The organism is Citrobacter sp. Cpo074 (assembly GCF_030332745.1).
In the GTDB taxonomy this organism is placed as follows: domain Bacteria; phylum Pseudomonadota; class Gammaproteobacteria; order Enterobacterales; family Enterobacteriaceae; genus Citrobacter; species Citrobacter portucalensis.
Window position 1 is genome coordinate 1,401,430 of the sequence record NZ_JAOWHG010000027.1, and the last position, 24,560, is coordinate 1,425,989.

14 protein-coding genes are annotated in these 24,560 nt (G+C 50.4%); 4 read left to right on the plus strand and 10 right to left on the minus strand.

The window, feature by feature from the left end:
* Window positions 1–33: 33 nt before the first annotated feature.
* Window positions 34–1,119, minus strand: a complete 1,086-nt coding sequence (locus tag OGX83_RS11400; RefSeq protein WP_060682617.1) for a YncE family protein — start codon at window positions 1,117–1,119, stop codon at window positions 34–36.
* Between the two features lie 299 nt (window positions 1,120–1,418).
* Between OGX83_RS11400 and OGX83_RS11405 the strand changes: the two genes are divergently transcribed.
* From OGX83_RS11405 to OGX83_RS11415, 3 genes are all read left to right on the plus strand, one after another.
* Window positions 1,419–2,594 carry a coiled-coil domain-containing protein gene (locus OGX83_RS11405; protein WP_219987799.1) on the plus strand — a complete coding sequence of 392 codons (1,176 nt, stop codon included), beginning with the start codon at window positions 1,419–1,421 and terminating at the stop codon, window positions 2,592–2,594.
* 617 nt (window positions 2,595–3,211) lie between these two features.
* Entirely contained in the window at window positions 3,212–3,790 is a 579-nt protein-coding gene (locus OGX83_RS11410; RefSeq protein WP_008784033.1) for a helix-turn-helix transcriptional regulator, read from the plus strand.
* Between the two features lie 196 nt (window positions 3,791–3,986).
* The gene (locus tag OGX83_RS11415) at window positions 3,987–13,331 is read left to right on the plus strand and encodes an autotransporter outer membrane beta-barrel domain-containing protein (RefSeq protein WP_286588061.1); all 9,345 of its coding nucleotides are present in this window, start codon (window positions 3,987–3,989) and stop codon (window positions 13,329–13,331) included.
* A gap of 144 nt (window positions 13,332–13,475) precedes the next feature.
* Here the strand turns inward: OGX83_RS11415 and OGX83_RS11420 are convergent, their stop codons facing one another.
* The 6 genes from OGX83_RS11420 to rclA form a co-directional block, all read right to left on the minus strand.
* Window positions 13,476–14,243 carry a putative bifunctional diguanylate cyclase/phosphodiesterase gene (locus OGX83_RS11420; RefSeq protein WP_003831149.1) on the minus strand — a complete coding sequence of 256 codons (768 nt, stop codon included), beginning with the start codon at window positions 14,241–14,243 and terminating at the stop codon, window positions 13,476–13,478.
* Between the two features lie 100 nt (window positions 14,244–14,343).
* Window positions 14,344–14,925, minus strand: a complete 582-nt coding sequence (locus OGX83_RS11425) for a helix-turn-helix transcriptional regulator (protein ID WP_003831148.1) — start codon at window positions 14,923–14,925, stop codon at window positions 14,344–14,346.
* Window positions 14,926–14,946: 21 nt separating this feature from the next.
* A complete protein-coding gene (locus OGX83_RS11430; RefSeq protein ID WP_286588063.1) occupies window positions 14,947–15,642 on the minus strand; it encodes a flagellar brake protein in 696 nt (231 codons plus the stop codon).
* A gap of 570 nt (window positions 15,643–16,212) precedes the next feature.
* On the minus strand, window positions 16,213–16,773 hold the full coding sequence (gene rclC, locus OGX83_RS11435) for a reactive chlorine resistance membrane protein RclC (protein ID WP_008784029.1): 561 nt from the start codon (window positions 16,771–16,773) through the stop codon (window positions 16,213–16,215).
* Window positions 16,774–16,784: 11 nt separating this feature from the next.
* Window positions 16,785–17,015, minus strand: coding sequence for a reactive chlorine resistance periplasmic protein RclB (gene rclB / locus OGX83_RS11440; protein ID WP_032944326.1), 231 nt, complete (start codon window positions 17,013–17,015; stop codon window positions 16,785–16,787).
* Window positions 17,016–17,187: 172 nt separating this feature from the next.
* Window positions 17,188–18,513, minus strand: a complete 1,326-nt coding sequence (gene rclA, locus OGX83_RS11445; RefSeq protein ID WP_137377131.1) for a reactive chlorine resistance oxidoreductase RclA — start codon at window positions 18,511–18,513, stop codon at window positions 17,188–17,190.
* 238 nt (window positions 18,514–18,751) lie between these two features.
* Here rclA and rclR point away from each other — a divergent pair, with 238 nt between their 5' ends.
* Window positions 18,752–19,606, plus strand: coding sequence for a reactive chlorine-specific transcriptional regulator RclR (gene rclR / locus OGX83_RS11450; RefSeq protein ID WP_252430753.1), 855 nt, complete (start codon window positions 18,752–18,754; stop codon window positions 19,604–19,606).
* A gap of 52 nt (window positions 19,607–19,658) precedes the next feature.
* On the opposite strand, the gene OGX83_RS11455 is transcribed toward rclR, so the two are convergent.
* From OGX83_RS11455 to cusF, 3 genes are all read right to left on the minus strand, one after another.
* Window positions 19,659–22,802 (minus strand): CusA/CzcA family heavy metal efflux RND transporter, encoded by a 3,144-nt coding sequence (locus OGX83_RS11455; RefSeq protein WP_137377129.1) that lies wholly within the window; start codon window positions 22,800–22,802, stop codon window positions 19,659–19,661.
* A gap of 11 nt (window positions 22,803–22,813) precedes the next feature.
* A complete protein-coding gene (locus OGX83_RS11460; protein WP_008784024.1) occupies window positions 22,814–24,106 on the minus strand; it encodes an efflux RND transporter periplasmic adaptor subunit in 1,293 nt (430 codons plus the stop codon).
* Between the two features lie 76 nt (window positions 24,107–24,182).
* Complete coding sequence (cusF, locus tag OGX83_RS11465) at window positions 24,183–24,530, minus strand: cation efflux system protein CusF (protein ID WP_008784023.1); 348 nt, start codon at window positions 24,528–24,530, stop codon at window positions 24,183–24,185.
* Between the last annotated feature and the right edge of the window lie 30 nt (window positions 24,531–24,560).

A 24,560-nucleotide genomic window follows, 5' to 3' on the forward strand; every position in this document is an offset into this window, starting at 1 on the left:
TCGGGAGAAAAACAATAGAAAGAAGGCGAGCTGTTATTGTTTATTCAGGTCAATACGTACCACGTTATCTGGCGCAGATGTAGAGTGGTCTTTATTAAATTTCTGTTTCACGGTGACAAACAGGGTTTGCCCATCCGCCGAGAGCAGCAAGCTGTTAGGGTTAGGTGGTAAATCCCAGCTTTTCTTCACGCTGTAATCGGTCGCATTCAGGCTGAGCAATTTCCCTGAATCACGCTGGGTAATATAGATTTCGTTGCGTTTTGCGTTAAATTTCACTGCCAGCGAATCACCCACATCCAATTTTTTCAGCAGCTTACCAGTATGGATATCCAGCACCAGGGTAGTCTTCGCTTTCGAGTTGTCGGTGACAAACAGGCGACCCGTTTGTGCGTCCTCCGTCATATTCAGCAACAGCGCAGGTTGTTCTCCCAGCGGTTGCCAGCGTTTTTCTACGCGCTGATTACGCGGGTTGATAACAAGAATTTCACCGCCGCCGTTAGCTGCATAAATTCGCTGCGTCACTTCTGAATAATGCAGTCCGGTCATCCATTTACCCGTATTTTTAATGCGGGTTTTTAGCTTCAGGGTTTCAGCGTCAACCACCCAAATCACCGCCGGATCCGCCACGGCACCAATATAGAGCAAACCGTTATGCAGCAGCACCTGGCGCGCACCATACGGGAAACCTTCTGGGTTACGTTCCGGGAACAGTACGCGATTTTTCACTTTGCCGTCAGCGGTATTCAGCGCGCTCAGGCCACCATCCAGTGAGTTGGTGACATACACTGTTTTACCGTCCGGCGAGATAGCCATACCAAAGTTTTTCATATCGGTATGACTCAAGCCGAGCGTTTTAAGCGTTTTTGGATCCAGCTTGTAAACCACGCCGCCCTGCACATCTTTAAATCCTTCGGCGCTGGCAACGTACAACGCATCCCCTGCCGGGCTAAGCGCCATTTCATATAACCCATCCGCCAGCGCGCGTTGTTGCACATCACTGACGGCAGGTTGCGCTGTTTTTTCCGTAACGCTGGCGTTGCTGGCTGGCGTGGTATGCGCCGCACAACCGCTTAACGCCGCAGCAATCAGCAATGCCAGCGCGGATGTTGTTTTTTTCATTGTCGGGATCCTTACCAGAAGTAATACAGGGAGTTAATAACAAAAGAGAATGAGAACTATACGCATTATCTTTACTGAATCAAGAATAATTACCCGAGAGTAAAAAACATGAAACAGAGGTTTGAAGATGCAGACAGGTGCGCGCGACTTCCGGTTTTTCATAATTACAGTGAATTATTCTGGACGAAAAGGCATCGCAGGCCACAGAATGCGCTTTACTGTTTTTCTAACATTTTCAAACGGGTGAACCTGTTGTACTTCAGCCACTCGTTTTTTAGCCAGGCCAGGCAACGACTGTCATGAATAAGATCATCAAACGACTGGAAATCGTCAAAAGCGCTATTGAACTGGAAGATGAGGAGATTATTTTCCAGCAGGTGGCGCATCTTAAAAATGAGCCTTTGTCAGTCGTACCAGGCACCATTGTGCAGGCGATCGAAGAACGACGCTTTGGTGATGCCCTGCGTGAAATCTCGGCCTGGCTGCAATCTCAACGGGCAGTCTCTACGTGGCAGGATCCCGCCATTGCCGCCAGTAAGCTGGAACTCAAAGCACTCGAAACACAGCTGCGTGACCTGATCGATAAGCGCAACACGCGCATTCAAATCCTCGATGATTTCAACGATCTGTATCACCTTCGTCTTGGACCGCTGATGAGCCGCATTCTCGAACTGCGTAAACAGCTCGCCGCCAGTGCCCTGCGCAAACAGGAAGCGGAGCGAAAACGCCGGGAAAAAGACTATCAATCCTGTCAGCACTATATTTCCCAGGCTGTTGATCAACTGGCCAGGCTCAAGCAGCACTGGATGAACCAGAATTCAGATTCGCGCGAATCGGTGGAAACACGCCAACGTATTCAGCAGCAAACTGAACTGATTACCGCCCTGCTGGCGGAGATTCGTGAGCTGGAAAACGACTTTTCTCGCCAGGACGACAGCGCAACCCGTCAGGCACAGGAAGAGGCCAGCCATGAATATGATGAATATCAGGAGCAGCAGCAGGATGCACAGCATCGTTTTAGCCGTGACCAGCGGCTTTCCTCTGATGAACGTAATGAGTTAAAACGCCTGTGGCGTCAGGCAAGCCGTCTTTGCCACCCGGACGTGGTAGCCGATGATCTGAAAGAGAAAGCGCATCAGATGATGGTGCAGCTTAACCAGGCGCGCCAAAATGCCGATCTTGCCACCGTCCGGGCGCTACTGACTCAATTGCAAAGCGGCCTCGAACCGATGATGGCCAGTGACCGATTGAACGATTTGCAGCATTTACGCAGCAAAATACAGCAGCTCAGAGAACAAATTAACGCGCTGCTCAAAGAGATTACCGAACTGGAAGCCGAAAACGCCTGGCGGCTTGCCACCTCCGTGACAGATAAAGAAGCCTACTTCTCCGATCAACAACGGGCGCTTACGGAAATCCGCAATACACTGGAACAGCAGGTACATCAGGTTGAACAGGAACTGTTGGCAGGCTAAGCCCTATCAGCAATAGCAATCAGAAAAAATAACCTCTTCAAGTGAGTTTTTAAAATTAAGCACAAAAAGCTAAAAATAGGATAATTCCCTAAAAACATCACAACGCTAAGAATTATCAACCTGGATACTCGAGTTTCAGGTCGATAACTGCAAATTTAGCGATATTTCTATCTTCCCCTCGACGCCCCTTCTCTTTGTCCTGGTCTTGATTAAGAATTCTCCTACCAACCAGTAAGCCCATTAAGAAAAACGGGTATCCATCTGAAATATAATGTTTTTCATATAAATCCCCTCCAAAACAGATAGGAATACCCTGTCTTTACAGAAACCACTCAATCATTATTCATGCGATTCATAAGCGAAATCTATCAATCATTTACGCAGAGCTGAAATAAACGATTTATCTTAAATTTTAACAAAGTGTAATATCTACTTTAAGAATAGTTAATGATTCTAATAAATACAGAGAATATCTGTTTAATCTGGAATTAATAAGGATACGTTCACAGCACAGAACGTAATACGAGATTTAATTAACATTTCACGCGTCGCAAGAAACTCTTTTTTAACCTACAAAAAGAGGCGGCTGCTTGCACCAAAATTTCAAGGAGATCGTTATGTCAAAGGCTATTTTTTTGGGTGACTCAATTTACCCTTGGCTAGGCATGCGAGAAATCCTACGTGGCTCATCATTATATATTGATATCGCGTATTACTCCTCCCAGACGCTCTCTGCTGTCAAAATGCTTCCTTATGAAACGGATTGCATCATCATTAATCCTGACAAATCAGATTTTTTAAAATATGCCAGGATTATCCGCAACATGGCTTTACGACCTGTCACCAAAATTATTGTTTTGGCAGATGAAGCTACTTTTACTCTTTTTCAAACCGTTTGTGGGAAGAACATGCTGTTTCTTGATCAAGATGCCAGTCTTGATCGGCTACACCATGCCGTTACACGTATCACAAAAAACAATAACCAACAAAATATCAAAGCATTACACAACAAGATCACAGCAAACGAATTCAACGTAATGATGATGCTTGCACGAGGATGGTCACTGACACAAATCGCCGGGGCATCACAAAAAAGTGAAAAAACCATCGGGGCGTACAAAAGCAATATTGCCAGAAAACTCGGCAAAAATAACACCCGGCTCAAGTACACCATTTCTCACTATAGCCAGCCGTAACTGACTTATTTAAGGACAATTATCACGGTTATTATTTAAAAAAGTTTTCTTTCGACTCGCTTTTTAATTCCGCATCGCACGGAAGGAAACCCTATTCCCAAAAATCTATTACCGGGTAGCACATCCGCGTGCCAACCATAGCCAACAACTCAATGTATTAACACATGCATAACAGGAATGTAGACGAGGGTTATATATGAACAAAGTTTACAGCATTATTTGGAACGCGGCGCTCGGTATCTGGGTGGTCGTTTCTGAATTAACCAAAGGAAAGAAAAAAAGCAGCTCGCGTAAAACGGTTGCGGTATTAGCAGCGGGTGCATTAAGCGCTGCTTCAATGCAGGTTTCCGCTGATCCGATTATCGATATCGGTGATCACAATATTTTCACCGACTACCAGGCAGGTATTTCCGTTGGGGATTATGCGGGTATCCACGACTACGGATTCTTATATAAAGATATCACTGCTGGTCAGGCGCTCAATATCAGCGGTGCGATCCCAACGATCAGTCCGGGTCAAAGTGGCGTTGTTGAATCAACGACCATCAGAGAGCTGCTGCAAACCGGCAAAATCACTCTTAAGGCCACCAGCCCTGACCAGAGCGTAAAAACGATTACTAATGCTGAAGAGCTGGCGGAATACCTGACGTACAACCGGTCGTCGACGCCTTCACAGAGTACAGAATTCTCTATTAACGACCCGGCATTTCCTGGTGAGCCGGCATCAATTAAAGTCTTTGATACCCAAGAGTTAAGTAGTTTTCTTACCGAATCACAGATCGGCGATTCGGTATTAAACACCTACGATCCAACGTTGTCTAAAATCTATAAACAATTTGGCATCGCGCTGGCGACAAATGGCTCCATAGCCAATCTGGATATTGGCAACGACACGCTCAATGTCCGTGACAAAGCCAATACTATCGAGTTGCTGGCTAAAGACTCCTCCTTGCTGGAGGCTCAGGACGCAGGTAGCCAGGTTAACTGGCAATCCGATAACTATATAAAATTTAACGCCGCCCCAGTTATCCCTGAAAAAACGTTCGCCGGTTCAGCGCAAACCTCCGTGTTTGGCGATGATGTAACACTCATGTCCTACGGCTATGATGCAGACGGTAAAGTAGTCGAAACGGGTACGCGCACATTTAACATTACCAGCACGCAGGAGCTGGCCGATTTTAACGACTGGCTGTTGGGTAAAAGCAGCGACGCAGCAGAAAACCCTGAAGGGCAAAAGGTCAGCCAACTGCAGTTGTGGCTGGATGTTGAAAACGGTGATATCACAACCGTCACCGCCGCGCAGACAAAATACGCGGAGCTGATTGATGGCTTGATCAACTCCAGCAAGTCTTCAGACGTGCTTACCTGGGATTACGACGTCTGGACCGACGGCTTGTCGCATAGCAATAACGCGACCGCTGGCCGCGGTGAGCTGCATGCTATTTACGCCAACGGTGCAGGCACCTCCGGCACCCTGAACAAAGATGCGATTATTGCCGTTGACGGCAGTATTAACGGTGTCATGAAATCCCTTAATGGCGGGGTTATCACTAACCTTGGCGAGCTGAACGCATTACGCACGTCTACCGGGCAGAGTCTGGCGATTGGCATGCTGGCAAAAGACGCAACGGCAACCAACAACGGGATCATCAACTCCGGGCTGTTTATCGACAAAGACGGCAATCAAAACGTCAACAGCTATGGCGCATTTGGCATGCAGGGGCAAGGCGCCAGCCAGATAGCAAACAACGGCACCATTAACCAGGCGATCACCACCGATAACTTTGGTACCGCGTCGGCAGCAGATCCCTGGAGTAAGGATGAGCCAGATTCTTCGCTGACGCTGGCTATTGGCATGCAACTGTCTGACGAATCGCAAGGCGTCAACAACGGCGATATCAACGTCGTGGACGGGCGCAAAAACGGTGCATCCTTTGCCAAAGGCACCGCTTATGGCGTAGAAGTTGCCGGGAATGCCACTTTCACTAACGCTCAGGATGCCTCAATTTATCTTGGTCGCGACGCAAGCGATCCGTCTAAAGATGTCACGATGGCTGGCGGCTCTAGTCTGAGCGCCGGGATCATGACCAAGAGTGCCAAAGAGGTGATTAACAACGGTCTGATCACGCTGGGAACCGGCATACGCAACACCGCGGGGATTCTGGTCGGGAATGCCACGGGCAACGTCCTCAATACCGGCAATATCGTGATCAATGGAGGTTCTGGCGGGGGCAGCAGTAAGAACTACGGCATCTCCGTACGCGACAGCGGCGCGGAAAATAATCAGGAAATCCGCAACGACGGCAAGATTAACGTAAATGGCACCAACAACGTGGGGATCCACGTTAGCGCCAATAACAAAAATGCCGAAGTCACCACCAGCGCTTCAGGCTCTATCGTGGTGGACGGTGAAGGCGGTGTCGGTAACCGTAACTACGCTATCTGGGCAGAAGGCGGCGCTAACGGCCAGGCAGTGGTCAACGTCTACTCCAACATTACGCTGGATAAAGCCGGTAACATCGGTGTGCACGTACGTGATAACGCCATCGCTAACGTTGACAGTCTGAGTAGCCCGACATTTAACAGCACCGATCAGATTGGTTATTACCTGTTTGGTAAAGGCGCTACCGCCAACATTGGTCAGGCGGTGATGAATGACAATGGTCAGGATCGCACCACCATTTTCCGTATCGCCAATGGCGCATTGCTGGCCGGGAATACCACACCGCCGAATGGTCAGGCTGGCTCCAACCTTGATCTTACCCTCAGCGGTAAGAATTCCGTGGGCGTTCTCGCCACCGGCGCTGGCAGTAGCGTAGATACCGGTGAAGCTACGTTTACCGTTAAGGGTAGCGACTCAGCGGCGCTGGTTATCGAAGGCGGCGCGAAAGGAACTATCAGCGATAAAACGACCATCAATTTAACCGGCGAAAGAACCATTGCCGGGGTTGTGGATGGTCAGGCTCACCAGTTGAATGGTGACACGCAGGGTAATCCGACTAGCACCACCCTCACCTCCAACGCGAAGATTACCTCTGAAGCTAGCGGCAATGAGGTTATCGCCTATGTGGCGAGGAATCAGGGCAACCTGATCCTGGATACCAACTCGATTATCGATCTGGCCAGCGTCGACAGCATCGGCGTTGATGTTCAAAAAGACGGGAGCTTAACCAATAACTCCTCCAGCGCCCTGCATGTCAGCAACGGCATCGGTGTTAGGGCTTCAGGTACCAGCGCGCAGATTAATAAGCTGGGCAAAGTTCAGGTTGATGATGGTACTGCTGGGGTTCTGCTCACCCAAGGAGCCAGCCTGCTGATTAACGGTATTTCTGGCGACAGTATTACTACCGATGGCACCGCTGACGGTATTCGTCTGGCCGAAGGCGCTGGCGCTCTGTCCGCGCAAAATGTGGAGATCAGTGCAAAGGGTGACGGTGCTGGCATTCAAAACGATGCTAACAATAACAATATCCTGTTACGAAACGTCACCATAAACTCCAACGATGGCGCAGGCATCCGCACCAGCGTGGCGTTGACCATGACCGATAAAGACAGCGCTGGAAATATCCTCAACGTCAACGGGAAAGGTACCGGCTTTGCCTTTGAAAAACGCGATGGCAGCTCGGTATCGGGCGATCTGACCATCGGCAAAGGCTACACCATTGAGGTGCTGAACAGCGAAGGCAGCGGTATCCGCGCTAATACCAACGGTAATGTCACCACCAATGCCGACATTAACGTGCATAACGACGCAGGCGGTTCGGCGATCATCGCGAAAAACGTCAGCGCCTTGACCAACAGCGGCAAGATTATCTCTGCCAGCACCACCTCACCGGTTATTGACGCCAGCGGCGACAGCAGTAAAACCATTACCAACACGGGAACCCTGCAGGCCATCAACGACACGGCCGTGGCCATTCAGTCCGGCAAAGGCAATGACACCATTGATATCAGCGGCGGTGTAACCAGCGGCGTAATCAATACCGGCGAAGGTGCGGACATCTTTAACTGGCGTAGTGGCTCCTATGCGGGTGAAGTGAATTTCGCCGGTACTGGCGGTAACAATAAAGCCAACATCGGCAATGTGACGCTGGATAAAACACGCCACATCACTACTGAAGCAGGTAGCGGCAACGCCCTCACCTTCACCGATACAAAAGGTGCGAAGATTGGTACGCTGGCTAGCGACAACCTGACCACTGGCACCAACATCGGCACCGGCTGGGATTCGCTGACTATCAGCGGCTCAAACGCAGATGTCCGGGTCGTAGAAAACCTGACACTGGCAAGCAAAACCATTGCCGTAAACAATGGCGCAACCCTGAGCACCGGCGACCACGTCGAGCCGACCAGTACTGCAGCAAGCATTGGCGATTACAATGTTACGACCCAGGGCACAGGCAGCCGGGTTATCTTCGATACCCAGGGTGATGCTTCAGCGGCGCAAATTTATCGCGGTATCATCAGCGGTGACGGGAAGTTCGAACGTGCGGCGGGCGGTACCACGATCTTCACAGCTAACAATACCTACACCGGCTCTACCACTATCGCTCAAACCGGTACGCTGCAGTTGGGTGACGGCGGAAATACAGGCGAAGTCAGCGCCGTGTCAGACATTATCGACAACGGCATATTGGCGATTAATCGCGCCAACACCGTGCTGCTCAACGGCGTGATCTCCGGTATTGGCGCGCTGCAGCAAATCGGCGGCGGCATTACCCGTCTGAACGGTAACAACATCTACACCGGCGACACCACCGTTACCAACGGCACGCTGCTGGTGAATGGCGATCAAAGCGCGGCGCGCGGTGCCACCACCGTTAGCGGCACGTCCACACTTGGCGGTAATGGCACAATCGGCGGCAACGTGCTGATGAACGATGCCACGACCCTCAGCGCCGGTGACGGTGGTGCGGGTACGTTATCCATTAACGGTAATCTGCAGCTTGGTAGCAAAACGACTTCCGCTTTCGAACTGGGTCAGGCCTATACGCCAGGCGGCGCGCTAAACGATCTGATTAATGTTGCGGGCGATCTGCAACTGGACGGGACTCTGGATGTCACCACTTCACAGGGCGGTAACTTCGGACCGGGCGTGTACCGTATCTATAACTACGGCGGCACGCTGGATAACCAGACGCTGGAATTAGGCGCAATACCGGACAGTCAGGATAAGAGCAATATTTTTGTCCAGACCTCCATCGACAAACAGGTCAACCTGGTGAACGCCAACGGCGTTACCCTGCAGTTCTGGGACGGCGCAACCGTCAATCAGAGCCACGGCGCGTCGGGTATTGAAGGCGACAGCAAAATTGACGGTGGCGATGGCAAATGGATGGCAATCGGCAGCCAGGGTGATAACAACTGGACCACCGCAACCGGTGAAGGTAACGCCCCTTGGGCACAGAAGTCCTTCGCCGTCTTCACCACCAAAGGCGGTACAGTTACCGTGGACAACGCCGCGGGAGAAGTTAACTTCTCCGGGGCACAGTTTGATGCCGATGGCTATGTCGTTAAAGGCGATGCGCTTAACGCGTATGCCACCACTGAAAACGCGACCCACGCAGGCCAGACGCCGGGAACAGGCGAACTGCTGCTGCGCGTTGGCGCCGGTGGCGCGGGGCAAAACTATACCGCGACCATTGAGTCTGTTATCCGCGAAGCCAGTACTGCTGACAAGCTGACGCTGGTGAAAACCGACCTTGGCCGTCTGATCCTCAGCGGCGATAACGAGTATCGCGGCGGCACGCGCATTGATGGCGGCACGTTGCAGATCTCCTCCGACAGCAATCTCGGCCAGAGCGGAACTGACCTGGCAATCAATAACGGTTCAACGCTGCAACTGGGCGCGGACCTGACCAGCAATCGCACCATCGAGCTGGGAGCGAATGAGAACGCAGCGGTGTTCGATCTCAATTCGCACCACTTCACGCCAACCGGTGAGATTACTGGCGACGGTAAACTGAAAGTCACCAGCAGCTCTAGCGATGCGGGCAGCACCTTGTCGCTCGACCGCGCAAACAGCTACAAAGGCGACACAGAAATTGCTGGTACCGGAAACGCCAACAATGTGACGGTCAACGTCAGCAAAACCGGAGCCTTTGGCAGTAACGAAAGCAGCACCGTGAACGTCAATAAGGGCGCGACGCTCAATGTCAGCGGGACAGATACCAGCCTGAAATCCCTGACTATGAACATCGCCGACAGCCTGTTAACGCTGGCAGATAACGTCACCGCAGCGAGCGCAATGCTGAACCTGACGGGCACGGCGAAAGCGGTGTTAACCAACAACGCCACCGCGGGCAACGCGACGGTTAACGTGTCAAAAGACAGTACTCTGGCGCTGGAAGAAGACGCCAGCGGCGGTAATGCCACCGTGAACAACAGCGGACTGATGACCTTCGCTGACCAGGCGATGGCAGAAAATACCGTCGTTAAAAACCTGGCGGGCGGTAAGGTCGATATCAGCGCAGTCGACAGCGCAACATCGATCGGCTCCTTGTCCGGTGCGGGTAATGTCGAACTGGGCAATAAAGAGCTGTCGCTGGGTAATCTGCATCTTGATGACACCATCAGCGGCATTATCAGCGGCAACGACGGTAGCCTGGTGAAAATCGGTGACGGTACGTTAACGCTGACCGGCGACAATACTTACACCGGCACCACGGACGTCAATGAAGGCGTGCTGCTGGTCAACGGTAATCAGTCTGCGGCTACCGGCCAGGTGACAGTGAAATCCGGGGCAACGCTCGGCGGTAACGGGATTATTGGCGGCGCGGTTGATGTGCTGGACGACGCGCATATTACTGCGGGTGCAGCTATCAACAGCGTGGGTAAACTGACTACCGGTTCGCTGACGCTCAGTGATAACGCACAGCTGGATTATCAGTTTGGTCAGGCTTACACCCCGGGCGGTGCTTTCAACGACTTGATTGACGTAAACGGCGATCTGACGCTCGATGGTAAGCTCAACATTGAAACCTCACCGGGCGGCAGCTTTGATGTCGGCGTCTATCGCGTCATCAACTACACCGGCACATTGACCAACAATGTGATGGATATTGCTAACGCGCCGGAAGCGGCTGACAGCCTGTACGTGCAGACATCGGTGAAAAATCAGGTCAACCTGGTCAACCACGCAGGACTAACGCTGCGCTTCTGGGACGGCACCGGCGGTGAGAATGGCGAGCTGAAAAACAACGGCGTCATCAACGGCGGCGACGGTATCTGGCAATCCAGCCAGGGTAACGACAACTGGACTACCGATGAATCAACGCCGGAAGGCGCGCTGAACGCACCGTTTACCGATGCCGCGTTTGCCGTCTTCCAGGGTGAAGCAGGCAACGTGACCGTCGATAACAGCAAAGGCGACGTCATCATCAGCGGCGCGCAGTTCGCCACCGATGGTTATCGCGTGGGTGGCGAAGCCATTACCACCGATACGGCCAATACCCTGATTCGCGTTGGCGATGGCACAGTAGACGGCGCCAACTACACCGCGACTATCGACAGCGTTATCCGCGGTACCGGCGGCCTGAATAAAGGCGATCTCGGTACCCTCATCCTCGCAGGCGACAACACCTACAGCGGTGGAACGACCATCACCTCCGGGACGCTGCAGGTAGCGGGCGATACCAACCTGGGTGCGGCAGATACGGGAATTACCTTTAATGGCGGTACGCTGAAGTATGGCGAAGCGTTTGATACTGCCCGTCAGGTGACGCTGGAATCCGGCGGCGGGACATTCGACACCAACGGGCATGACGTTTCTCTGCTGACTGAAGTCGAAGGTAACGGTCAACTGACCAAAACCGGTAAAGGCTCCCTCACCCTGACGCTGGATAACACCTACACCGGTGGCACCACCATCGAACAAGGCGTTTTACAGCTGGGTAACGGCGGTGATATCGGCAGCATTCAGGGGGATGTCGTTGATAACGGCGTACTCAACGTCAATCGTGGCGATACCCTGGCGCTGACCGGCAATATCAGTGGTAAAGGCCAGTTGCATCAAACCGGTAGCGGCATTACCGAGCTGCAAGGCGAAAACAGCTACAGCGGCGCGACGTTGATCGCCAACGGCGTGTTGCAAGCGGGTAATGCCAACACCCTGAGTAGCGCATCGCACCACTATGTGGTCGCAGACACCACGTTGAACACTCAGGGTTACAACCAAACGGTAGCGGGCCTGAGCAACGGTGGCGATGTCTCGCTCATCGGTCAGCAGACTGGCACAACCTTAACCGTCAAAGGGGATTACACCGGCGAAAAAGGGACTATCAACATGGCGGCTATCCAGAATGGTAGCGGCTCAGGCATTGCCGACCGTCTGATTATCGATGGCGGTAAAGCCAGCGGTAGCACGCTGCTGGATGTCGATGGTTCTGGTCTCGGCGCGCCGACCATTGGGGATGGTATCGAAGTGGTGACAGCGCTCAATGGCGCAACCACCACCGCACAAACGTCGCGGGATGCCTTCCATCTTGCCGCCGATCGTATGGCTGCAGGTGCGTTTGAGTACCAACTGCATGCGGGTAATGCTCAGGGCCAGGGTGAAAACTGGTATCTGAGAAGTGAATACCGTCCAGAAACCATGCTGTATTCTGGCCTCGCCAGCGTCGTACGTCAGGGTGATCTTAGCCTGTTGGGTAACATGCACCAACGTATGGGTGACGAGGTTAAACCGGGCATTGATGAAGACAATCGCGCGTGGGCAAGAATGATTGGCTACTCCGGTAAAACCAAACTGGATGACGCGGCCGGTACACAAACCAGCTCCCATACCATGGGCATTCAGGTCGGCGTTGATATGTATGCTAACGAAAGCTGGAAAGCCGGGATGTATACCAGCATCCTTGATATCGACAGCAACGTGAAAGGCACGAAGACAGGCAGCGATGGCAAAGGCGGTAACATCGACGACAACGCATTTTACGTCGGCGGCTATGCTACCTGGTTCTCGGGTGACGGTATGTATGTTGATAACGTCCTGCAGTACGGTAACCATAAATCCCGCCTGGAGGCGACCGGTAACAACGGCTCGTATACGGTCAGAGGCAACACGCTGACGGCGTCGACAGAGGTAGGTAAATCGTTCCGTTTAGGTGCCAGCGCATGGAGTCTGGAACCTCAGGCTCAGTTGATCTACCAGTACAGCGACTTTGATAACAGCACGCTGGATGGTGTGACCCCAACGAAAGTGAAAATGGATACTGCGGATTCCTTTACCGCGCGTCTGGGCGTGCGTCTGGTCGCTGACTATGACACCAACCATGGCAAATTCCAGCCGTATGGCAGGGTAAACGTCTGGCAGGGTCTGGGTTCAAAAGACAAAACGCACTTTACCAATGCGGTAGCCACCACCACGCTGGAATCTTCACAGCAGTACTCCAGCACTGAAGTTGCAGCCGGCCTGTCATGGTCCATCGACAGAAACCTGCAGGTCTACGGTGAGCTGGGTACGCAATTCAGCAACGGCGGCAGTAAATCGCAGGTAGAAGCGCCGGTCAATGCCTCTATCGGCTTTAAGAAATCGTTCTAAGCTGACATAAACTCACCAGCCCCCTGTTCTGCAGGGGGCTTTTTTTTGCCGTTCAAAGCCGCCTGATGCGCTACGCTTATCAGGCCTACAGACTTAACAGCAACGCGGAACAACCAAGGGGTTGGGAAACGTGAAAAGGAGGGATTAACGATTATATTGTGCTAAGAGTGAAGGGATTTCTTCTGCCAGCACCGGGGGAGAAATGAAAAAGCCTTGAATTTTGTCACAACCAATCTGCATCAACCGCTCCAGCTGGGACTGGGTTTCCACCCCTTCGGCAAGAACTTCAATGCCAAAATTATGCGCCAGTGAAATAATACCCTCAACAATCTTCGTTGATCGGGTGTCGGGCTCAATACCGGTGACAAATTCCTTATCAATTTTTAAAGTGTCAAAAGGATATTTCAACAGGTAATTAAGATTAGCATGGCCGGTTCCAAAATCATCAAGTGCAAGCTTGACCCCTATCGCCTTTAATTCCGTCATATTTTTAGCCGCAATCTGGCTGTCACACAGCGGTGACGTTTCCGTGACCTCTATTTGGCATCGATGGACCGGCAGTCCGGAAGTGGCAAGATTTTGTCTGACGCGTTGGGGTAGCAGAGGATCGCAGAATTCAAGCGCGGAAATATTGACGGATAATACAATGGGGTCAGGCCAGGAAGTTGCAACATCCCACGGAGAGTGAGTAACCATATCTTCAATGGAAATAATATTGCCGCTATCTTCCAGTAAGGTAATAAAAACATCGGGAGAGATCATACCCATCTGAGGACTATTCCAACGCATTAATGCTTCAAATCCGCTTATACGCTGGGCATGCAAATTGAAAATAGGCTGATAAACCATATAAAGTTGACTGGTATTCAAAGCCTTTTCAAGCGCAGTTAGCACCTCATTGGAATTAAACATTCCCCTCTCCCTCTACAAATCATAAAATTAAAAACCAGTCAAAATCACTCCCAAATTGTATCTACTATTAGGTGTATTACATCAGAAAAGAATGGTCAGGTTAGGGTAAAAAAGACATACGATGGGTAAATCTGACAATTAACTTATTTAAATCAGAGGTATTGGTCAGGCCAAGTTTGGCGACGACTCTCATCTTATGTGCCTGAATCGTTTTATAGTTCAGGCTAACTAACTCAGAAATTTCTTTGGCTGTATAACCACTTACCAGTAAGTTCAGGATCTGCTGTTCTCTTTCGGTTAATCTCTTCTGCGAACGATACAGTCGGGGGTTCCATTTCCCGACTGATAATTTCGCCAATTGACCAAAATCGCGCAGTGAAGATTTTTCAGTCAAAACTATTGTTTTTTCGACATATAATAACTCTACGCATAATTTCGCCACCAAACTATCAGCAACAATCACCACGACGTTATTATAAAATTTGAATCGGTTTTTATTCAAAAACTGAACAATGTCTGAACACGCTTGTTCATTATCAATGATATTAAAAACCATGGTTTGATGCTGGCATAATGATGACTGATGCAACATATCCTCAAACTGGAATGTTTGTATCGGTACATGTTTGCTGGTCAGGTAGGCAAACATACCATTGCCCACAAAATTATCACTGCCACACATCAACATCCTGTTCACCGTTCCTTATAAGCTTCTAATCTTGTTACTCATTAAAAATTTAATAATGATTTTCTCGACTTCAGTCTCTTCACGACGATTTTTAAAGTCGAACTCACATGAAATCTGATGACAAGAATACAACTGGTTATCCTCATCAAATTCATTGATCGGGACGACATCGATCACTTTTAAGTCCAGTTGTAAACTGCCAAATGTATCGAAATCCAGAGATGCATTTTTAATCACCGCATCTTTATAAAGAAAACGGGCGTTTACATCTTTAACGATTAACGCACAACCACCCTGCGAGATATTTTTAATCTTGAGAGAGTAGTTTTCTCCGTTTTTGTAACGACCAAAACAGAAAAAGTCATAATCCTTCAGGAATGAAAAACGCTGATTTTGTCTCTGCTGGGCAAAGAAAATCATATCCGGGATGAAGTAGGATAATCCTGCTTCCGCACCTGCTGACGAGGTTTGTTCGAACCTGGCACTAAATTTTACAATCCCGCTTTCACTGTGCAGGATAAAGTATTGGACCTTTTCAGGAACAATGTCTCCGTGTCCGGAGATGACAAACCGTTCGAAATCAATCTTCTCTAACTGCGTGATAACGCTACTGTCTCCACACAGGATTTCCAGTTTCGTTTTCTTATGAAGCTCTTCACGAAGGATAGCGATGATTTCAAACTTGTCTTCCTTTGCTAAGCCAAAGCTCATTCTAAAACCCTTATTTCCATATTTAAGATATGTCCCGCCTTTGGTTACTCACAAAACGCGAGATCAGCATCCACCCCTGGTGCTTAATTACCATAGTGGATTCCATGTCAAACAGTTGGTTAAAAATTAAGTTTTTAACTATCTTTAGTCAGTTATTGATACGTAAAAACATTTAATCAGGATTAATTCTAGCTCAAGCCAGGCCTAAAACCACGCGAACTTGCGTACTGGCTATAACAAAAGCGAATAACAAAATTTTTAAAATGAGGTTTTGAGATAACAAATAGCAAGAATTGTACAGAAAAAAAATAAAGCTATCATGATGGAGGGGCTAAGCAACATGCGGGTTGGCGTGCTATCGCGGGGGATAAGAGAAGATGTTTACTGCACTCTATCATTAACTAAAAATATAGCCCTGACTCGTTATGCTTCTAAATTGAATAATTGCAATTTATATAGCTTAATAAATTTACCTTAAGTCAGAAAAAAAGCCAGCATCCTGCTGGCCCGGTAAGTACCGAATCGAACTATAGTGGCTTGCTATCTTACAGAGGGCACAACGTTAAAAATTCAATACCGCTGCTTAATTATTGATCGGGATGAATCTGCGATAATCATCACTGCTCCCGCCAACATTAACGTATCTTTTAACACCAACCGCCCGGCGCCTGACAAGTACGGAAATCCGTGGTGTAAATCACCCAGAGGCATTACCCATGCTTCTGGTGTGGTTATTAAAAATGATAAGGTAACAATTGGTGTGGCAAATGCCAGAACGCCGCCAATTAATCCCAACCAACGGCTAACAGGATTAGCCAGCACCAGCAAAGCGATAAGAACTTCGACTACGCCCAGGCCATTTGAGAACGTATACGTGTTATTCGCTGTCTGCCATTCACGAGCCTGCGGTTTGAATTCACCTTCGTGGGTTAAATGTTGTTTGTATTCTTCTGGATGCTCATAAAAAAATGACATTACCGGACTATTGGCGACAAACGGCGTAATGCTGTCGGCTTCGTAAGGTACAAATTTTAATAAACCAATCCAGATAAAAACAATCGCGATACTCAGGCGAATCAAGGTTAATCCAACTCTATCGCCTTTGCCCAATATACGAAGATACTTTTCCATCCCGGCTCTCCTTACTTGTACAAAATTGCCGTTGCGTGAGTACTGCTATCAATGCGCATTGAGGTAATTTTCCAGGAAGTAGCATTCTTTTCCTGCGCCAGTTTCGCAATGGCATCTTCCACCACGGAAGGAGATCCAGACACGGCTGATACGCTAACGTGGGCAACCTCGGTTTGCGCTAACGCGGAAAATGTCACCGGAGCAGTCAGTAACGCAGTCATTAGTAACGTAGTTTTAAACATGTTCATTTCTATTTCCATTAACGAGTTATTTCAGTGGGAATATAATAAAACATGCCACCTTATTTTATTTCATCCGTAACGCCAGAATAACTGTCAATTAGTATCAGGAATATAAAAAACAAATAAAAAAAAGCCCCACACGGGTGGGGCAAATATGCAGACTACGCTATTATCATTTTATGAGAGAAAAGAGATCGTTTAATGATTCGCTCATACTTGGATGGGTAAATATCTGGTCACGCAATGTGGTATAAGGTAACCCCGCATCCATAACCGTCTTGATGATATTAATCATTTCATGAGAATCCACGCACAGCAGCGACACGCCTAATATTTGTTTCGTTTCGCTATCCACCACCGCTTTAAGAACACCACGCGTATCATTCATCACACGTGCACGCGGGATAGCCGCTACCGGCAACGTCACGACTTGCACCGCCGCACCGCTGGCGCGAGCCTGTTCTTCAGTCATTCCGACGCGGGAAAGCGGCGGCGTCATAAAGACGGAATACGGTACGTTTTGGCGATCGCCCGTGTTACGTAACCCCTCGCCTAGCAGGTTGTCACGCACAATACGGAAGTCATCCAGTGAGATATAGGTAAATTGTAATCCACCAGTGACATCGCCCATTGCCCAAATGTTATCTGCCGATGTACGCAAATATTTATTCACAACAATGGCACCACGATCGTTTACATCCACACCCGCTTTCTGCAATTGCAGGTTTTCTGTCGCCGGTTTGCGACCTGATGCTACCAACAGCGCATCCACCGTCTGGGCACCCTCCGGCATGTGCAGCTGTACTGCACCATCATGCGAGGAGACCGACTGCACGTTGGCATTGAGGATCAGCTCGACGCCTTTGTCGCGTAAAATGTTGGCGATAGCGTCAGCAATATCCCGGTCTTCACGAGGCAAAAACTGCGGAGCTGCTTCATAAATAGTGACTTTGCTACCAAAGTTGGCAAACATCGATGCGAATTCAACGCCGATATACCCACCGCCCAAAATGCCCAGACGCTCTGGACGTTGCGTCAAATTCAACAGCCCGGTGCTGTCAAATACGCCAGGTGTCGTGGTTAATCCCTCAACGTTTGGAATCGTTGACTGGGCGCCAGTATTAATAAAGATTTTCTCGCCGCTCAGCTCAATCTCGCCTGTTGACTGCACGACTCGCACAGTATGGTTATCAACGAATTCAGCACGACCTTCAATCACATCCACGTTTTCCAGATCGGCAAGATTATGGAAATTTTTATCGCGCAGAAAACTGACAACAGAGGCCTTGCGTTGCATTGCTTCGGCAAAGTCATGCTGAAGCTCAGCATCATGTACCAGGGTTTTGGTTGGGATACAGCCGATGTTGATGCATGTCCCGCCATACATGGTGTTTGACTGTTCAATAATCGCTACCCGCCAACCCGTTTTGGCCAGTGTTGCCGCCAGCGTTTTACCCGCTTTGCCAAATCCAATAATAATCGCCTGATACTGATTCATGCTGTCTCTCCGCCAAGTCACTGTTCGTTTGATGAACTGAAATATAGCTCTAACTCTGCCGAAACAATGTATCCACAACTCGCAGATAACTGTCAGATCGTCTAAATTAGCCTTAAAGATGACTAACATTTCGAGAATGAATTATTACACTAACACTTTGAAGGTATTAATATAATAATGAAATAAAGAGATAATATCGTTTCAATAAACGACAACAAAAAAATGTTCAGGAGTCTCCATGGATGCCCTTAGCCGATTACTGATGCTTAACGACCCACAAGGCTCAATTGACCAAAACTGCCTACTGAGCAGGGACTGGCAACTGCCTCACGCAGCAGGTGAATTGTCCATTATCCGCTGGCATACGGTCACACAAGGGGCAGCCCAACTGGACATGCCCGATGGGACATCTTTTACTCTGCGGCCCGGTACTATCGTGATCCTGCCGCAAAACTCCGCACATCGGCTCTGCCAGTCTGGCGATGAACAAACACACATTGTTTGTGGCAGCCTTCGATTGCACGCTTCCTCACGCTATTTTTTAACTGCGTTACCGGAAGTATTGGTTCTGGCACCTGATGAAAATAGCCCTGTCAGCCATTGGCTCAAGGCCATGATTGCGTTGATGCAACAGGAATCCATGAGTACTCTGCCAGGTTCCAGTGTAGTCTGCAGTCAACAATGCGCCACACTGTTCGCCTTAGCCGTTCGCGAATGGTTAACCAGGGCGACCCCCGTTCAAAACGTGTTGAATCTACTGCTTCATCCCAAACTAGGGGCTGTCGTCTTCATGATGCTGGAGTCACCGGCGTTTGCCTGGACCGTCGAAGAATTGGCGAAACGTGCACATATGTCGCGGGCCAGCTTCGCGCAGCTATTTCGTGAAGTCTCAAACTCCACGCCGCTCGCAGTATTAACCACTTTACGCCTGCAATTCGCTGCCCAGATGCTGTCTCGCGGGTCGCAGCCATTGGTTGTGGTGGCCGAGTCGGTAGGCTACGCCAGCGAATCGTCATTCCATAAAGTCTTTTTACGGGAATTTGGCTGCACGCCGGGTGAGTACCGCAAACGCGTGAAGGCACTGGAGGTATAACGCGGCGCCTGCTTCGGCAACAAATCCGAATGCAGGCGCGCGCTTTAGAGTATTATTTTTGACCGCGGTGTCTGTGCAGCCACATCAGCTTATACGCAGCCGGAATAATGAATAGCGACAGCAATGGTGCGGTGATCATGCCGCCAATCATCGGCGCGGCTATGCGGCTCATGACTTCTGAGCCTGCTCCCGTCCCCCACAAGATAGGTAACAGACCCGCGATAATCACCGCCACAGTCATCGCTTTTGGCCGCACGCGCAGCACAGCACCGTGATATAACGCTTCATCCAGCTTGTCCGCCGTAAAGGTTTGCGGATTTTCCAGCGCGGGTTCGGCTTCAATAGCGTGGCGCAAGTACATCAGCATCACCACGCCAAACTCCGCAGCAACACCTGCCAGGGCGATAAATCCGGTTCCGGTTGCAACCGACATATGGAACCCCATCCAGTAAAGGAACCAGATACCGCCCACCAGCGCAAAAGGCACACTGGTGATAATCAGCAGCGCTTCGCCAAAGCGACGGAAGGCCAGATAAAGCAAGACGAAGATAATCATCAGCGTCATTGGCACCATCAACTTGAGCTTATGGCTGGCGCGCTCAAGCAGCTCGAATTGCCCTGAAAACGCCACACTGGTCCCCGGCTTTAACTGGACCTTTTCAGCAATAGCCTTTTTCAGATCGTTCACCACTGAGACCATGTCACGATCTCGGGCGTCGATGTAAATCCAACTGGTTGGTCGCGCATCTTCGGTTTTCAGCATCGAAGGCCCCGAAACCACCGTCACATCGGCGACATCCGCCAGCGTAATTTGCTGTTTCATGGGCGTCAGAATCGGCAGATTACGCAATGCTTCCGGGCTATCACGATAGCTCTGCGCATAGCGCAGGTTGATAGGATAGCGTGCAATCCCTTCCACCGTTTCGCCCACCATTGCCCCTCCTACTGCTGAAGTGACAAACAGCTGCACAGCACCTACGGTCATGCCGTACCGGGCCGCTTTTTCACGATTAATATCTACGTTGAGATAGCGTCCGCCCACCAGACGCTCGGCCAGCGCCGAAGAGACACCCGGCACGGTTCTGGCCACCTCTTCAATTTGCTCCGCCGTGGCGTCGATATCTGCCAGAACATTACCCGACACCTTAATGCCAATTGGGCTTTTGATCCCCGTAGAGAGCATGTCGATACGGTTACGAATCGGCGGAACCCACAGATTCGCCAGCCCCGGCAAGCGTACGGTTTTGTCCAGCTCGGCGATGATTTTGTCCATCGTCATCCCCGGACGCCACTGGTCCTGCGGCTTCAGTTGGATCGTCGTTTCAACCATTTCCAGCGGCGCGGAGTCTGTTGCGGTTTCTGCCTTACCGGTTTTACCAAACACGCGCGCCACTTCCGGAACGGTCATGATCAGCTTGTCGGTTTTCTGCAGCATATCCGCTGCCTGCGCCGCTGAGATCCCCGGCAATGTCGAAGGCATATACAGCAGATCGCCTTCGTTAATCTGCGGCAGGAATTCACCACCGACTTTATTCAGCGGGTAGACAACCGTCAATATTGAAAGCACCGCCACCAGAATGGTGGTCTTGGGCCAATGCAACACCTTCAGCAACAACGGATGGTAAATACGGATCAGAAAACGGTTAAGCGGGTTGCTACTTTCGGCCGGTATTTTTCCACGGATCCAGAATCCCATCAGGATCGGAATAACCACAATCGCCAGAAATGCCGCCCCTGCCATGGCATACGTTTTGGTGAACGCCAGCGGGCCAAACAGTCGCCCTTCTTGCCCCTCAAGCGTGAAAATGGGGATAAACGACAACGTGATGATCAACAGGCTGATGAACAATGCCGGGCCGACTTCTACCGAGGCGTCAGTAATAACCTTCCAGCGCGTTGCGTTATCGAGCTTTTCATTCGGATGCTGATGCCCCCACTCTTCCAGCCGCTTATGGGCGTTTTCAATCATCACGATTGCGGCATCAACCATCGCCCCGACGGCAATGGCAATTCCCCCTAGCGACATGATGTTGGCGTTCAAACCCTGGAAATGCATCACGATAAACGCGATACACAGCCCCAGCGGCAGGGAAATAATCGCCACCAGCGCCGAACGCAGATGCCACAGGAACAGTGCGCACACCAGCGCCACGACGATAAACTCTTCCAGCAGCTTGTAGCTGAGGTTATCAATGGCGCGATCGATGAGCTGACTGCGATCGTATGTTGTAACTACCTCTACGCCTTCCGGCAGGCTGCTTTTCAGCGTGTCGAGTTTGGCTTTAACGGCAGAGATCACCTCACGCGCATTTTTACCGGAACGCAGGATAACCACCCCGCCCGCGACTTCGCCTTCGCCATTCAGTTCGGCGATCCCACGGCGCATTTCCGGTCCAATCTGTACGCGCGCCACATCGCGCAGGTAAACAGGTACACCGTCGGCCCCTGTTTTCAGGACGATGTTATTGAAATCATCAAGCGTTTGCAGATATCCACTGGCGCGGACCATATATTCCGCTTCAGCCATCTCAACAGATGAGCCGCCCGCTTCCTGATTCGACGTATCCAGCGCCGATTTCACGTCCGCCAGGCTGATGCCATATTGCGTCAGCTTCATCGGATCGATAACGACCTGATACTGTTTAACCACGCCGCCTACCGAAGCGACCTCCGCCACGTTAGGAATCGTTTTTAACTCATACTTTAAAAACCAGTCCTGAAGAGAGCGTAATTCCGCCAGATCATGTTTCCCACTGCGATCCACCAGCGCGTACTCAAATATCCAGCCGACGCCCGTGGCGTCCGGTCCCATTTCCGCGCTAACGCCAGCCGGTAATTTTCCCTGAACCTGGTTGAGATACTCCAGTACGCGCGAGCGCGCCCAGTAAGGATCGGTACCATCTTCGAAAATGACGTACACGTAGGAATCACCAAACTGCGAGAAACCGCGCACGGTTTTCGCACCCGGTACCGACAGCATGGTGGTGGTCAGCGGGTAGGTCACCTGATTTTCAACAAGTTGCGGCGCCTGCCCCGGATAACTGGTTTTGACGATCACCTGAACATCAGAGAGATCGGGCAGCGCATCAACCGGCGTATTGATGATGGTCCAGGTTCCCCAGACGCTAAGAAACAGCGCCCCCATCATCACCAGAAAACGGTTTGCCACCGAACGACGGATAATCCATTCAATCATTTATCATGTCCTCAGTGTGAATGGGTCGCCTGGGCTGGCATGGCGGCTGCGTCTTGCGCCTTACTGTTCTGGGCGCGCATACGGTCCAGTGCGCCAGAGATATTCGCTTCGGAATCAATCAGGAACAGGCCACTGGACACCACTTTTTCGCCTTCGGTCAGGCCGGAGCGGATAGCCGTCAGCCCCTGGGATTCATGGAATACCGCAACCTGTTTCGGCACAAATCGGCCTTCGTTATCAACGGTGATGACCCGCTGCTCGGTACCCGTATCAATCAGTGCTTTAGACGGGATCAGCAGCATTGGCTCGCTTTGTGTTTTCAGTTGCAGGTAAGCATTCATCCCGGGCTTGAGCGCCTCGTCGGGGTTATCGACCTGTAAACGGAGCTGGAGCGTACGCGTGGTAGCATCAACGCTTGGTAAGATGCTCCACTTGCTGATGGTGAAAGGCTTATCCGGCCAGGCGGGCACGGTGATGGTAAATTGCGAGGCATCTTTAATCAGCCAGGCGATAGATTCCGGGACCGACGCGCTAACCCATACCGGGTCCATACCCTGAATTTTCGCGACCACATTGTCTTTGGAAATGTTCATACCGGTACGCAAATCGAATGCGGTGATCACCCCATCGATAGGCGCTTTCAGGGTAAAGCGAGTCTGAATTTTACGCGTCGATTTTAAGCGCTGGATATCTGCTTCAGGCATTCCAGCCAGACGTAATCTCTCCAGAATCCCTTCCACCTGCGTCGCGCTACCACCCGTTTCCCGCAGCAATAAATATTCGCTCTGCGCCTCAACCCAATCAGGAATAGTCAGGTCGATCAGCGGCGAACCCTTCTTAATTTTGTCCCCCACGGTCAGCGGGTAAACCTTCTCGATAAAGCCCGCAGAGCGTGCCTGGACAATAACAAACTGGTATTCGTTATAACTAACGTTGGCCGGGAACGTTTGCGCGTAGTGCAGTGGTCCACGACGCACTGGCTCTGTTTTCAGCCCCAGGTTCTGGGTCTGTGTAGGATCGATGCGCACGCCAGGCGATGACGCGTTCGCGGTCTCTTCATCGGCATATTTCGGGATCAGATCCATATCCATAAACGGCGATTTACCCGGTTTATCAAAGCGCGTGTTCGGATACATGGGGTCATACCAGAACAACACTTTTCTGGCTTCTTTTTGCTGAACTGGCCCGGCTACAGACGATATTTTTGCCGATGAATAATAAGTATAAACACCGACAGAAATAATCCCGCCGGCAATCATGCTACCGAGAATAAGCGCGGTATTTTTAATATTTAAAGACGCCATAGTGATTTCCATTGCGCGATAGTCTCGCCCGCGTTCGCAAAAACCCGGGCAAGAATAAAAGAGACCAGCGAGAACGTTATTTACTGATGTGAATATCGCGTAACACAGAGAGATTTCCCTGCTGAACAAACGTAAACGCGACCTTATCGCCTGGCTTAATATCATCAGCCTTCGTATCAGCAACCAGCGTAAAGCGCATCGTCATGGCCGGCCAGTTCACCGCTGGAATAGGGTCATGTTTGATCGTGATTTTTTTACTCTCCATATCAACAGCTTCAATCACCCCGGTAGCGCTAATGAGTTGTTCCTGTTGAGCCGCTGGCTGCATATTCATCATCTCGCCATGCTGATTTTCATTGGCCTGGGCGTTAAACATAACCACAGAGAAAAGGCTAAACAGTACGGCTTTGGCGGTAGTATTCATACATCATGCTCCTGAAAAGTTAATATTAAG